The sequence below is a fragment of the Parahoeflea alexandrii genome (genome assembly GCF_024105735.1).
GTDB classification, from domain to species: Bacteria; Pseudomonadota; Alphaproteobacteria; order Rhizobiales; family Rhizobiaceae; genus Hoeflea; species Hoeflea alexandrii.
Map to the genome: position 1 here is coordinate 475,808 of NZ_JAAAML010000003.1, position 13,896 is coordinate 489,703.

Consider the following 13,896-nt stretch of genomic DNA (forward strand, 5'->3'; position numbering starts at 1 on the left):
TGTCGCACGCGCATTTTGACCGTCTGCTGATCCCTGCATGGGGCCGATGAATGAGAAGCCCCGGCGCAAGCGCCAAGCGGTCTCGAATGCCGGTCCGGACCGGCGCCTCGCGGCGTATTCTGGTGTGCATGCGGGCTCGCAACACTCAAATACGCGACCAAACGCCCCAATTGGGGAATCAAGGCCGATTGATGTTGGAAAACAATCAATGCTCGGATATTGAAGCATCATGTTGTTTTGGGTAATCGCCGCCGTCATGACTGCCATTGTCACCGTGGCCCTTCTGGGACCGGTGATGCGTTCACGTGCGCAGGCGTCCGACGCGCCTGAATTGCATGACATCGAGGTCTATCGCGACCAGTTGGCCGAGGTCGATCGCGATCTGGCCGATGGCCTCGTCGATCCGGTTCAGGCGGAGGTCGCGAGGACCGAAATCTCCCGCAGGCTTCTGGCGGCAGCACGCAAGAGCGAAGCCGCGGGCACCGATGACGCGTCCGATCGCAACCGACAGCTGCGCCGCGTCGCAGCGATCGCAGTTGCCCTTTTCATGCCTCTTGCAGCCCTGACCGCCTATCTTGAGTTCGGCCGCCCCGGTCTGCCACAACTGCCGCTCGCAGCACGGCTTCAGGCCGATCCGCAGACCAACGACATCGCCATGCTGATCGCCCGGGCCGAGCAGCACCTGGCCGAAAATCCGGATGATGGCAGGGGCTGGGACGTTCTCGGACCGATCTATCTCAGGACCGGGCGTTTTGAGGATTCGGCTGCCGCGTTCAAGAAGGCGATTTCCATTCTCGGGCCGTCACCGACGAGGCTGGCAAGCCTTGGTGAAGCCCTGTTTTCTGCTGCCGGTGGGGTCGTGACTGAAGAAGCGAGCCTGGCTTTCCAGACCGCCCGTGAACTTGATTCGACCGATCCCCGGCCGCAATTCTTCCTGGCGGTGGCCTTGGCCCAGTCGGGCAAGACCAGCGAAGCCCGCGCGGCCTTCTCCGGCATGCTTGAGACGGCGCCGCCGGATGCGCCCTGGATTCCAGCTGTCGAAAGCCAGTTGGCGGCACTTCAGCAGCAACCTCAGACCTCGCCGTTGTCGCCGGCGGGTGCCGCACCTGGAAATCCCTCCGCCGCCGATATCGCCGCTGCGCAAAACATGAGCGCGGAAGACCGTCAGGCGATGATTGCCTCGATGATTGAAGGGCTGGAAGCCAGGCTTACGGACAATCCCGACAATGTCGCCGGATGGCTGCGGCTGGTGCGGTCTCACGTTGTCACCGGAAACCGTGACAAGGCGCAGACGGCACTGGACCGGGCCTTTGCCGTGTTCGCCCCCTCCGGACCTGAGAACTCACAGCTGACCGCGCTGGCTGGCGAACTCGGCCTGAATGCAACGCCCACGCTTGGCGGCGTTCCGATGGCGCCCACCGTTCCCGGGCAGGAGCAGCCTGCCGTTGAGCCGTCCGCCGCGGCCAAGACGCCGTTCATTCTGCCGCCCGCAGGCAGCGAGACACTGGCTTCGCAAGAACGTCAGACTGATGACGCTGCGCCTGCGGGGCCGTCGCAGGCCGACATCGCCGCGGCCGCCGACATGTCCGTCGAGGACCGGGCGTCGATGATCCGCTCCATGGTGGAATCGCTCGATGCGCGGATGGTCGAAAACCCTGACAATCTCGAAGGCTGGCTGCGCCTTGTGCGCTCCTATGCCGTCCTCGGAGACCGGTCTGCAGCGCAAACGGCGCTTGAGCGTGCCGGTACGACGTTCGCTGTGGAGAGCGACGGCGGCCGCGCCTTGGCCGAACTCGCAGCCCAGCTAGGGCTGGAACCTGTTGTGGAGAGCCAATGAACCGCAAGCAGAAACGATTGTCCATCATTGCCGCCGGTGCGGTTTTCCTCGCAGGAGCCGCGGCTCTGGTGACGTCCGCGCTGCGCGAGCAGATCGTGTTCTTCAATTCGCCAACCGATGTGCTGGCTCAGCCGCTGGCACCCGGCACCCGGGTCCGGCTTGGCGGACTGGTTGAGGAGGGCACCGTCCTGCGCGGCGAGAATTCGGCGGTGACCTTCCAGGTGACCGACACCAATGCTTCGGTAAAGGTGCGCTATGTCGGTATCCTGCCCGATCTGTTCCGTGAGGGGCAGGGCGTGGTCACCGAGGGCGTGTTTTCGCCCGAGGAAGGCACCTTCATGGCCGATACGGTTCTGGCCAAGCATGACGAGAATTACATGCCCAAGGAAGTCGCCGATGCGCTCAAGGCGCAGGGCGTCTGGCAGGAGGGCGATCCGACGCCTGGAGTCGGAACCCAAACGCAATAGGCCCGGCGGCAAAGCGCCGCCGAGGCACCGGAGGAGAGGACGCCATGATTATTGAAATCGGCCATTTTGCCCTGATCCTCGCGCTGGCGACCGCGATCGTTCAGTCGGTGGTACCGCTGATCGGAGCGCGGCGCCGCGACGCGGGAATGATGGCGGTCGGTCCGCAGGCGGCGGTGACTTCGCTGATGCTGGTGGCGATCTCTTTCTTCGCGCTCACCCACGCCTATGTGGTGTCCGACTTCTCGGTCCAGAACGTTGTGGAGAACTCCCACTCGCTCAAGCCGATGCTCTACAAGGTGACCGGCGTCTGGGGCAATCACGAAGGCTCGATGCTGCTTTGGGTGCTCATCCTGGTGCTTTTCTCTGCGTTGGTGGCGCTGTTCGGTCGCAATCTGCCTGACACGCTGAAGGCAAATGTGCTTGCGGTTCAGGCATGGGTCACCGTGGCATTTCTGCTCTTTGTCGTGCTCACCTCCAATCCGTTCAACAGGCTTGACCCGGCGCCCCTGGAAGGCAATGACCTCAACCCGATCCTGCAGGACATCGGCCTGGCGATCCATCCGCCGCTGCTCTATCTCGGTTATGTCGGCTTCTCGATTTCCTTTGCCTTTGCCATCGCCGCCCTGATCGAGGGCCGCATCGACGCCGCCTGGGCCCGCTGGGTGCGGCCGTGGACACTGACAGCCTGGATCTTTCTCACCGCCGGCATCTCGATGGGCAGCTACTGGGCCTATTACGAGCTCGGGTGGGGCGGCTGGTGGTTCTGGGACCCGGTCGAGAACGCCTCGTTCATGCCCTGGCTGGTCGGTACCGCGCTGCTTCATTCAGCGCTGGTGATGGAAAAGCGCGAGGCGTTGAAGATCTGGACGGTGCTGCTTGCCATCCTGACATTCTCGTTCTCGCTGCTGGGTACGTTTCTGGTCCGCTCCGGCGTTCTGACCTCGGTGCATGCCTTTGCCACCGATCCGGCGCGCGGCGTGTTCATCCTCGGCATCCTGGTGGTCTTTATCGGAGGAGCGCTTGCCCTTTTCGGCCTCAGGGCGGGAACGCTCAAGGCAGGCGGGATGTTCGCGCCGATATCGCGCGAAGGCTCGCTGGTCCTGAACAACCTGTTCCTGACCACGGCCGCCGCAACGGTTCTGGTCGGCACGCTCTATCCGCTGCTGCTCGAATCGGTGACCGGCACCAAGATCTCTGTTGGCCCGCCCTTCTTCAACCTGACCTTCGGCCCGCTGATGGTTCCGTTGCTGCTGGCGGTTCCTTTCGGGCCCTTGCTGGCCTGGAAACGGGGCGATCTCGCCGGTGCGGCGCAGCGGCTGTATTTTGCCGCCGGCGGATCGCTGCTGGTGGGCCTGGGAGTGGTCTTCATTCAGACCGGCGCACCGGTTCTTGCCGGGCTCGGAATTGCTCTCGGCGTGTTCCTGATCCTGGGCGCCCTGACCGATCTGGCGCTTCGCGCCGGCATCGGCCGCGTCGGCGCCGGTGTGGCCTGGAGCCGGCTGATCGGTCTGCCGCGCTCTGCCTTCGGATCGGCGCTCGGCCATATGGGACTCGGCGTCACGGTGATCGGTGTGGTTGCGGCAAGCGTGTTCTCCACGGAAACCGTGATCGCCATGAAGCCGGGCGACACGGCGACAGCCGGCGGCTATGAGCTGCGTTTCGACGGGATCCGCGATTACAACGGCCCCAACTATACGTCGCAGTCAGGCGAGTTCACGGTGATGCGCGACGGCGTGGAAGTGGCCAGGACCGCTTCCGCCAAGCGCTTCTACCAGGCCCGCGGGATGCCGACCACGGAAGCCGGTATCCTCACCTTTGGCGCCAGCCAGCTCTACATCGCGCTCGGCGATCCGGAGGCCAATGGCGGGCTTGTCGTCAGGATCTGGTGGAAGTCCTGGGTAACCTTCATCTGGTACGGCACCGTCGTCATGATGATCGGCGGGATGCTGTCTCTGTCGGACCGGCGGTTGCGTATAGGTGCGCCCAACCGCGCGAAAGCCCGAAAGAAGACCGCGGAGGCTTCGGCTTGAGCCTGTTTCGTCATACGCTGGCCGCCCTGTTGATGATGCTGGCCTTTGCCGGCCCGGCTGCAGCGGTCAATCCCGATGAGGTTCTTGATGATCCGGCTCTCGAAGCACGGGCGCGCGAGCTCTCGCTCGATCTGAGGTGCCTGGTCTGCCAGAACCAGTCGATCGACGATTCCAACGCCGAACTCGCCCGGGACCTGAGGCTGCTGGTGCGCGAGCGGCTTGTGGCGGGCGACAGCGACGAGGACGTGATCGATTACGTCGTTTCCCGCTATGGCGAATTCGTCCTTCTGACGCCGCGGTTTTCGGTCAAGACCGTGCTCCTGTGGGGCGCGCCGTTGGTGATCCTGCTGATTGGCGCGGGGGTCATGGTGATCAATGCCCGCGGGCGTGACAAGATGGTCGCGGCTGCCGGCGGTAGCGGACTTTCGCAAGCCGAACAGGCAGAGCTCGCAAAAGTGTTGGAGGACCGTGATCGCGAAGCCTGATAGGACGGTCCCGAACATTGAAAAAGGGGCGCGACATGACGGCACACACGATCAGGGCAGAGTTTGAAGGCCATTCCGGGGCCAGGCTGGCCGCACGGCTTGACCTTCCCGCCGGCGCGATACGCGCCTGGGCGCTGTTTGCTCACTGCTTCACCTGTTCCAAGGATACGCTAGCGGCCAAGCGCATTTCCGGGGAACTGGCCCGCGCAGGCATAGCCGTCATGCGGTTCGATTTCACCGGGCTTGGTTCCAGCGACGGCGAATTTGCCTCCACCAATTTTTCCTCCAATGTCGCCGATCTGCGCGCCGCTGCCGACTGGCTGGCAGACCATTACGATGCGCCCGAAATTCTCGTTGGCCATTCGCTTGGCGGCGCCGCCGTGCTGGCGATTGCGGGCGAACTCGATTCGGTCAAGGCTGTCGCCACGCTCGGTGCTCCGGCCGAAGCCAGTCACGTGATCCAGAACTTCGGCGACCATGTAGATGAAATCCGGGCCGAGGGAGAGGCTGAGGTCAATCTTGGTGGACGCACATTCACCATCAAACAGCAGTTTGTCGAGGACCTCAGCGCCACCAGCCTGGCCGACCGCATCGGCCACATGAAAAAGGCGCTGCTGATCCTGCACGCGCCGCGCGATGAGGTGGTCGGCATTGACAATGCCGCCGCAATCTTTGGGGCTGCGAAACATCCAAAGAGTTTCGTCTCGCTTGATGGTGCCGATCACCTGCTCACCGACCCGGCGGATGCGAATTATGTCGCGGGCGTCATTGCCTCCTGGGTGGCGCGCTACCTGCCTGCGGAAGAACCGCGACGCGAGAATGATCCGGTGGAGGACGTTGTCGTCGGCGAAACCGGGCAGGGCCGGTTTCAGGTCTCGGTTCAGGCCGGCCCGCACCGCTTTCTTGCCGACGAGCCCGCCGATGTTGGCGGCGCCGACACCGGACCGTCCCCCTATGACCTGATTTCGGCAGCACTTGGCGCCTGCACCGCCATGACCCTGCGCATGTATGTGCGCCTGAAGAAGATCGACCTCGGCCTGGTGACGGTCACGGTGCGCCACAACAAGGTGCATGCGGCTGATTGCCTGGAATGCACCGATGAAGAACGGGCCAATGGCGGCAAGATCGACCGGTTCGAGCGGATCATCGCGATCGACGGCGGCACACCGGACGGCCTCGCCGACAAGATTGCCGAGATCGCTGGCAAGTGCCCGGTCCATCGCACGCTCGAACACGGCGCCAAGGTGGTAACGACACTGAGGTGAAAGCGAAGTGAATGCTCGCGTTTGCAAGGCACGCCGGCATCCAACATGGCTCCCGGCGCCTGCCTTGGAAGTGGCTTGCCAAACCGATCAAATCGCAGCGCAAACCGGATCCGCAGCAGCGGGTGGAATGCGTTGTCGTTATGAAAACCGGCTATGAGGGCGCGGGATGGCCTACTGACTGCTTTGCTTCGTCGCAGATCTCGTACCACGAGGGTTTTTCGTCGACAAACTCGTGGAGGCTGTTCCTGACAGTCAGTTCGGTGTCGAGTGCGTTTGCTGCTATCGGAAAGCTGTCTGCATCGGACAGGATCTCGCCCAGGGAGGTGCCGCATATCCTGCAGAAACATCTTCCATATATATACGGAGAAACCGGCTCGAACAGCTGAACATGCTCCCGGCCCTCAATCCACTTGAGATCATCCTTCCTGACGAAAACGATAGTGCTCGCCCCCACTTTCCTGCACCTGGAACAATGGCATGTGCCCATCATCGAAGGCTGATTGAGGAGTTCGAATTTCACCGCTCCGCAGCAGCAACTACCGTTAATCATCAAAAGATTCCTGTTTCAAAAAATGGCATGCTATTGGAACAATACATGAACAAAACAAGGAGAGCAAGGTCGCAGTCGAGCTTCGGGAAATGCCCCTTCCTGCAGGAAGCGGCCCGTGAATCTGCCTGGCAGGACCTCACTTGCGAGGGCGCGGCACGCAATGTGGCGAGCACAAGGCAACAAACATTACAAAGGTTTAATGATCCGGAAAGCTTGTCGTAACGGCGACCGCACTATGTCTCTTGCAAAGGTCGGATAAACGGCTTTGCAATCAAGAAGAGGTTGAGACATGTCGAACAAGCCACGCAGATTTTCCAAGGGATTCCTGAGCACGACCGCCATTGCCGGTGTCGCGGCGGCGCTTCTTGCCACGGGCGTGCCCGCGCCGGTCTCCGGTGCCTTCGCAGAAGCCGTCCGCGTTGAAGCTCCTCAGGCACCGAGCTTCGCCGACGTGGTCCAGGCCGTATCGCCGGCCGTTGTATCCGTTCGCGTCCAGGCGGAGGTCAAGCCTGTCGCCAACGACGGCGGTTTCAGTTTCGATTTCAACGGCCGCGGCTTCGAGGACCTGCCGGATGACCATCCGATGAAACGGTTCTTCGACCAGTTCAGCCGTGGCTTCGGTGGTCAGGACGACCGCCGCGCCGAGCGGGACCGCCGCGGGCCCGATTCCGAGCGGCGTCCCGGTCGTGTGCGTCCGGTCAGCCAGGGTTCGGGCTTCTTCATCTCCGAAGACGGCCTCCTGGTGACCAACAACCACGTCGTCGAGGATGGCTCGGCCTTCACCGTCATCATGGATGACGGCACCGAGCTGGACGCCAAGCTGGTCGGACGCGACAGACGCACCGATCTGGCAGTCCTCAAGGTCGAGGAAAGCCGCACCTTCACCTATGTCGACTTTGCCGATGACACCAAGGTCCGCGTCGGCGACTGGGTCGTCGCCGTCGGCAACCCCTTCGGCCTTGGCGGAAGCGTCACCGCCGGTATCGTCTCGGCCCGCGGCCGTGACATCGGCGCCGGCCCCTATGACGACTTCATCCAGGTCGATGCCGCCGTCAACCGGGGCAACTCGGGCGGCCCGACCTTCAACCTCAACGGCGAAGTGATCGGCATCAACACCGCCATCTTCTCGCCCTCGGGCGGCAATGTCGGCATTGCCTTTGCCATTCCGGCCTCGACCGCCCGGGCCGTGATCAACGACCTGGTCCAGAGCGGCTCGGTCGAGCGCGGCTGGCTCGGTGTGCAGATCCAGCCGGTGACCTCCGATATCGCCGAATCTCTGGGGCTTGCAGAAGCCGAAGGCGCGCTGGTGACTGCACCGCAGGACGATGCGCCTGCTGCCAAGGCCGGCATCGAGGCCGGTGACGTGGTCACCGCCGTCGATGGCGAGATGGTCAAGGATCCGCGTGACCTGGCCAAGAAGATCGCGGCCATGGATCCCGGCAAGACCATCGATGTCACGGTCTGGCGCAATGGCAAGAGCGAGACCGTGAAGGTTGAGCTCGGGTCGCTGCCGACGGAAGTTGCGGCTGTCTCTCCTGATCAGGACGAAGCGCCCACCGCGCCCCAGGCCGATGCAACCCTCGACAGCTTTGGTCTGACGGTGGTTCCCGCTGAGACCGGAAGCGGTCTGGTCATCACCTCCGTGGCGCCCGACAGTGCCGCCGAGGAGCGCGGCCTGCGTGCCGGCGACGTGATCATCGCGGTCAACAACCAGGATGTCGCCAAGGCCTCCGATGTGGTCGGCATCATTGACGCCGCCGCCAAGGATGGCCGCAAGGCAGCCCTGTTCCAGGTCGAGAACGAAAACCGTTCGCGCTTCGTCGCCCTGCCGATAGATCAGGGCTGAGTTCATACCTGATCTTGTCGCATCCGGTCTCGCAAGAGGCCGGGTGCAACGACGCGGCGGCCGCCCCTATAGCCGCCGCGTTTTTGTTTGTGTATCCGCCAGCCGGCACCGCTCGGCGAGGCTTGCGGGATAGGGGTGAACCGCTAGGATTGCGACATGAAGATTCTCATCATCGAAGACGATCTGGAAACCGCGGCCTATCTGTCGAAGGCGTTTCGCGAGGCGGGGATCACCGTGGATCAGGCCAGCGATGGAGATTCGGGTTTTTTCCTCGCCTCGGAAAACAGCTATGACGCGCTGGTGGTCGACCGCATGCTGCCCAAGCGCGACGGCCTGTCGATCATCAGCGAATTGCGAGCCAGGGGCGACGACACGCCGGTGCTGATCCTTTCAGCCCTCGGTCAGGTTGACGACCGCGTCACCGGTCTGCGCGCCGGTGGCGATGATTACCTGACCAAGCCCTACGCCTTCTCGGAATTGCTGGCACGCATCGAGATTCTCGGCCGCCGCAAGGGCAGCCGCTCCGAGCAGGAGACCACCTACCGCGTCGGCGATCTCGAACTGGACCGGCTCAGCCATGAAGTCCGCCGCGCCGGCCAGCAGATCCCGCTGCAGCCGCGGGAGTACCGGCTGCTCGAGTATCTGATGAAGAACGCCGGTCAGGTGGTCACCCGCACCATGTTGCTCGAGCACGTCTGGGACTATCATTTCGATCCGCAGACCAATGTCATCGATGTTCACATCTCGCGGCTCAGGTCGAAGATCGAGAAGGATTTCGGCGAGCCGCTGCTGCGCACCGTGCGCGGTGCGGGCTATATGATGAAAGCCGGGGGCTGATCGCCTGTGTCCAGGCTACGCGCCATGCTGTCGACAACGGCGGTCCGCCTGTCGGCTCTCTATCTCGGACTGTTCGCGCTCTGCGCGGTGGCTCTGGTGTTCTACATCACGTCGATTTCCGTCGGAATGCAGCACGACCGCACCCAGGAGATCATCCTGAGCGAGTTGAGGGTGGTGGCAACATCCTACCGCAGGGGCGGCATCACCGGTCTCGTGCGCACCATTGAGCGGCGCTCGCGCCAGCCCGGCGCCAATCTTTACGCCATCGCCACGCCGAGCGGCGAACTGATCGCCGGCAACACGGCTTCGATTGCACCGGGCGTGCTCGATCTTGAAGGCTGGACTTCCACCCCGTTCCGCTACACCCGTCTTGGCGATGCCGAGGACGAGGAGCATCTGGCCCTGGCCCAGGTGGTGGGCTTGCCCAATGGCATGCGGCTGATGGTCGGGCGCGATATCGGCGAGCGGGAACAGGTGCGCGGTCTGGTGCGCCAAGCGCTTGTCAGGGCACTTGCGATCATGTTCGTCGGCGCCCTGGCGATCTGGTTCTTTGTTGGCCGGCGGGCGCTCCGGCGGATCGATCATATGTCGGAAGCCAGCAAGAAGATCATGGCTGGTGATCTGTCGCAGCGCTTGCCTGTCAGCGGGTCCGGCGATGAATTCGACCGGTTGAGCCTGTCGCTCAATGCCATGCTGGGCCGCATCGAGCGGCTCAACGAGGGGCTGCGCCAGGTCTCCGACAACATCGCGCACGATCTGAAAACCCCGCTTACCCGGCTGAGAAACCGGGCCGAGGCGGCACTCTCCGCCGATGGCGGTGCCGCTGCCAAGCAGGAGGCGCTTGAGCAGATGATCGCCGACAGCGATCAGCTGATCCGCACCTTCAATGCCCTTCTGATGATCAGCCGTGTCGAGGCGGGATCGTCAACGGCGCAGATGAGCGACGTCGATCTCTCCGGCTTGGCGCGGGATGCCAGCGAGCTCTATGAGCCGGTTGCTGAAGAGGCCGGGATCAGCCTGGTTGCGCAGATTGCACCGGGTATCACCATTCGTGGCAATCGCGAGCTCCTGGCCCAGGCCCTGTCCAACCTCATCGACAACGCGGTGAAATATGCGGCCGATGCGCCCGCATCGGAGATCACGGTCAGCCTTGCCCGCGCCTCCGGTGGCCAAGTGCGCCTTGCGGTCATCGACAACGGGCCGGGCGTTCCCGCCAACCGTCGCGAGGATGTAGTCAAGCGCTTCGTGCGGCTCGATGAAAGCCGTTCAAAACCAGGTACCGGACTTGGATTGAGCCTTGTTCACGCCGTTGCGGCGCTGCATGGTGGGCAATTGCTGCTTGATGACGCCAAGCCTGGAGCCGAAGAAAATCCCGGCCTTGCCGCGGTCATGGCGCTGCCGGGGTGGACATGAAAGACACGCCAGACACGGGATTGATTGCTGATCTCACCAGGAGCCCGATCCGGGCACCGTCGCAGGCCGCCGCCAAGTCCGTGGCCGCCGATCTCAAGCCGCTTGCCGCCGACCATCCCGAGATCGCGGCGATCCTGGCGTCGGCGGGCGCGCCACGCGATTTTCTTCTGGCAGCGCTGGCGCTGTCGCCCTATCTGCGCGAAACCGCGCTGATCGATCCCAGGTCGCTTGCGCTGGCGCTGTCCTTGCCCGCACCTTACCTGGTTGCCAGAACCATCGAGGAAGCCCGCCTCTGCTGGAAGAACGGGGAGGGCCTGCCGGTTGGCGAGAGCGAGCTGATGGGAGAGCTGCGCCGGGCCAAGCGGCGGGTATCGCTCACACTGGCGCTGCATGATCTTGCGCGGCTGATCGATGCGCGCCACACCACGGCGGCGCTCAGCGATCTTGCCGATGCGGCGCTGGCTTCCGCTTTCGATCACCTGCTGCGCGGCGGCCACGAAGCGGGCAAGCTGACCCTGCCGGATCCGGAAAACCCGTGCGAGAATTCCGGCCTGATCGTGCTCGGAATGGGCAAGCATGGCGCGCGTGAGCTGAACTATTCCTCCGACATCGACATCGTCGTCTTCTTCGATCCCGATGCCGGCATAGCGCGCGACCGGGATGAGGTTGGTGAGGTCTTCGCCCGCATGGTGCGGCGGCTGGTGCGCATCATGCAGGAGCGCACCGGCGACGGCTATGTCTTCCGCACCGACCTGCGGCTGAGGCCCGACCCGGGCTCGACGCCGCTGGCCTTCCCGGTGGATGCGGCGATGAACTACTATGAAAGCCGTGGCCAGAACTGGGAGCGCGCCGCTTACATCAAGGCCCGGCCGGTGGCCGGCGACACCGGTGCCGGCGAGAGGTTCCTGAAGGAACTGGTACCGTTCGTCTTCCGCAAGTATCTCGATTTCGCCGCCATTTCCGATATTCACTCGATCAAGCGGCAGATCCATGCTCATCGCGGTTTCGGCGACATCGCGGTCAAGGGCCACAATGTCAAGCTCGGGCGCGGCGGCATCCGCGAGATCGAGTTCTTCGTCCAGACCCAGCAACTGATCGCCGGCGGCCGGATGCCGAAGCTCAGGCTGCGCCGCACCGACGAAATGCTGGTGGCGCTGGCGCGTGCGCGCTGGATCGACACCACGACCGCCCGGCTGCTGGTGGAAAGCTACTGGTATCTGCGTGATGTCGAACACCGTATCCAGATGGTGCGCGACGAGCAGAGCCACACACTTCCTGAAAGCGAGGCCGAGCTTGCCCGCATCGCGCTGATGATGGGTGATGCCGACACCGCCAGTTTCGGCCAGACCTATGTCGCGGTGCTCGCCCGTGTCGAGGAGTGCTATGCCGAACTGTTCGAGAAGGAGCAGGGGCTTTCCGGTGGCGTCGGCAATCTCGTCTTCACCGGCGACGACGACGACCCGGGCACGCTCAAGACACTGGCCGAGCTTGGCTTCGATCGGCCATCCGACATCGCCCGCATCATCCGCACCTGGCATTACGGCCGCTACCGCGCCACACAGTCCGTCGAAGCGCGCGAACGCCTCACCGAACTGACGCCGGAACTGCTCAAGGTCTTTGGCGCCACCAAGCGCGCCGACGAGGCGCTGATCCGGTTTGACGCGTTCCTGTCGGGATTGCCGGCCGGCATCCAGCTGTTCTCGCTCATCGGCAACAATCCCGGGCTGATGTCGCTGATGGTCACGATCATGGCCTCCGCGCCGCGTCTCGCAGATATCATCTCCCGCAAACCGCATGTCTTCGATGGCATGCTCGATCCGGGATTGATGGCGGAACTGCCGACCCGCGATTACCTCGCCGAACGTCTCAAGACCTTTCTCGAGGGCGCGCGTGCCTATGAGGAGATCCTCGATCGCTTGCGCATCGTCGCTCTTGAGCAGAAATTCCTCATCGGTGTCCGGCTTCTCACCGGTGCCATTTCCCCCGAACGCGCCGCCCGCAGCTTTTCCCATCTCGCCGACTTGATTATCGGTGCGGCGCTGGAGGCGGTGGCCGAGGGCATGGAAGAGGCTCACGGTCGGGTGCCCGGCGGGCGGGTGGCTGTGCTCGGCATGGGCAAGCTCGGAAGCTATGAGCTGACTGCGGGCTCCGATGTCGACATCATCCTGCTTTATGACCACGATGCCGGCGCCGACGAATCCGACGGCGTCAAGCCGCTCGATCCGGTGCGTTACTATACCCGTATGACACAGCGGCTGGTGACTGCGCTGTCGGCGCCGACGGCAGAGGGCATCCTCTACGAAGTTGATCTCAGGCTTCGTCCGTCCGGCAACAAGGGCCCTGTGGCAACCTCGATCCGGGCCTTCGCCAAGTATCAGGCGGAAGAAGCCTGGACCTGGGAGCACATGGCGCTCACCCGGGCCCGCGCGGTGGCGGGCGATGCGAGCCTTTGCGGCGAAGCCCGTGCCCTGATCGATGAAGTGCTGGCCAAACCGCGTGATCGGACAAAACTGCTGGCCGACCTCACGGAGATGCGCGACCTGATCGAGCAGGAAAAGCCGCCACGCGACATCTGGGACGTCAAGCTGATCCCAGGCGGGCTGATCGACATCGAGTTCATCGCCCAGTATCTCTCGCTCAGCGCCCGCGCCGGGGGCTGGCTGCCGGCACCGGAAGATGACGAGGTCACCGGTCTTCTGGTTGGAGCCGATGTGGATCAGAGTTTTGCCGCTCTCGATCACAATGAATGCACCAGTACCGACGCGACGCTCAAGACCCTCGGACCTGATGTGTTGGGCGAAGAAGTAACGGAAACCCTGCGGGCTGCGCTGGCGCTGTGGAGCGGTCATGCCCAGATCGTGCGGCTCTGCACCGAGGGTGATTTCGCGCCGAAGGAAGCACCCGCGGGATTGATAGATCTTGTCATCCGCGCCGGCCAGGCGCCCGACCTCGCCAGCCTGGAGACTGACTTCAAGTCCACCTCGAAGCGTGTTCGCGCGGTTCTCCGGCAGGTGACCGGCTGAGGCTGTCCGCCATCTGCTGCATCACTATGGGCCATGCAGCGCCGCCTGCAGCTCCGGCACCCGTCGGCAGGGGCGCGCTTTTGGCCAGAAAAATGTCTTTGCGATGCCCGATTATGAGAATTGTCCACTTTATCTACGACTTT

At 63.4% G+C, this 13,896-nt stretch carries 10 protein-coding genes; 9 read left to right on the forward strand and 1 reads right to left on the reverse strand.

Translation table 11 applies throughout. The features are described 5' to 3' along the window. Positions 1-229 precede the first annotated feature (229 nt). Genes ccmI through GTW23_RS17240 form a run of 5 tightly spaced genes read left to right on the forward strand, consistent with a single transcriptional unit; the run spans position 230 to position 6,084 of the window. Complete coding sequence (gene ccmI, locus GTW23_RS17220; protein WP_252916682.1) at positions 230-1,837, forward strand: c-type cytochrome biogenesis protein CcmI; 1,608 nt, start codon at positions 230-232, stop codon at positions 1,835-1,837. After that, entirely contained in the window at positions 1,834-2,304 is a 471-nt protein-coding gene (gene ccmE / locus GTW23_RS17225; protein ID WP_252916683.1) for a cytochrome c maturation protein CcmE, read from the forward strand. Before ccmI ends, ccmE begins: the two co-directional genes overlap by 4 nt. Before the next feature lie 44 nt (positions 2,305-2,348). Next, a complete protein-coding gene (locus tag GTW23_RS17230; RefSeq protein ID WP_252916684.1) occupies positions 2,349-4,334 on the forward strand; it encodes a heme lyase CcmF/NrfE family subunit in 1,986 nt (661 codons plus the stop codon). A 32-nt stretch (positions 4,335-4,366) separates the two neighbouring features. Further along, positions 4,367-4,819, forward strand: a complete 453-nt coding sequence (locus tag GTW23_RS17235) for a cytochrome c-type biogenesis protein (RefSeq protein ID WP_252916984.1) — start codon at positions 4,367-4,369, stop codon at positions 4,817-4,819. Between the two features lie 35 nt (positions 4,820-4,854). After that, on the forward strand, positions 4,855-6,084 hold the full coding sequence (locus tag GTW23_RS17240; RefSeq protein ID WP_252916685.1) for a bifunctional alpha/beta hydrolase/OsmC family protein: 1,230 nt from the start codon (positions 4,855-4,857) through the stop codon (positions 6,082-6,084). 151 nt (positions 6,085-6,235) lie between these two features. On the opposite strand, the gene GTW23_RS17245 is transcribed toward GTW23_RS17240, so the two are convergent. Then, entirely contained in the window at positions 6,236-6,634 is a 399-nt protein-coding gene (locus tag GTW23_RS17245; RefSeq protein WP_252916686.1) for a GFA family protein, read from the reverse strand. Between the two features lie 289 nt (positions 6,635-6,923). Between GTW23_RS17245 and GTW23_RS17250 the strand changes: the two genes are divergently transcribed. The 4 genes from GTW23_RS17250 (at position 6,924) to GTW23_RS17265 (ending at position 13,753) form a co-directional block, all read left to right on the forward strand. Next, entirely contained in the window at positions 6,924-8,480 is a 1,557-nt protein-coding gene (locus GTW23_RS17250) for a Do family serine endopeptidase (RefSeq protein ID WP_252916687.1), read from the forward strand. Between the two features lie 156 nt (positions 8,481-8,636). After that, positions 8,637-9,317: a response regulator transcription factor gene (locus tag GTW23_RS17255; RefSeq protein WP_252916688.1), complete on the forward strand. Its 681-nt coding sequence runs from the start codon at positions 8,637-8,639 to the stop codon at positions 9,315-9,317. A 6-nt stretch (positions 9,318-9,323) separates the two neighbouring features. Next, positions 9,324-10,730: a sensor histidine kinase gene (locus GTW23_RS17260; RefSeq protein ID WP_382264462.1), complete on the forward strand. Its 1,407-nt coding sequence runs from the start codon at positions 9,324-9,326 to the stop codon at positions 10,728-10,730. Continuing rightward, positions 10,727-13,753: a bifunctional [glutamine synthetase] adenylyltransferase/[glutamine synthetase]-adenylyl-L-tyrosine phosphorylase gene (locus GTW23_RS17265; RefSeq protein WP_252916690.1), complete on the forward strand. Its 3,027-nt coding sequence runs from the start codon at positions 10,727-10,729 to the stop codon at positions 13,751-13,753. The genes GTW23_RS17260 and GTW23_RS17265 overlap by 4 nt, the downstream gene beginning before the upstream one ends. The last annotated feature ends 143 nt before the right edge of the window (positions 13,754-13,896 follow it).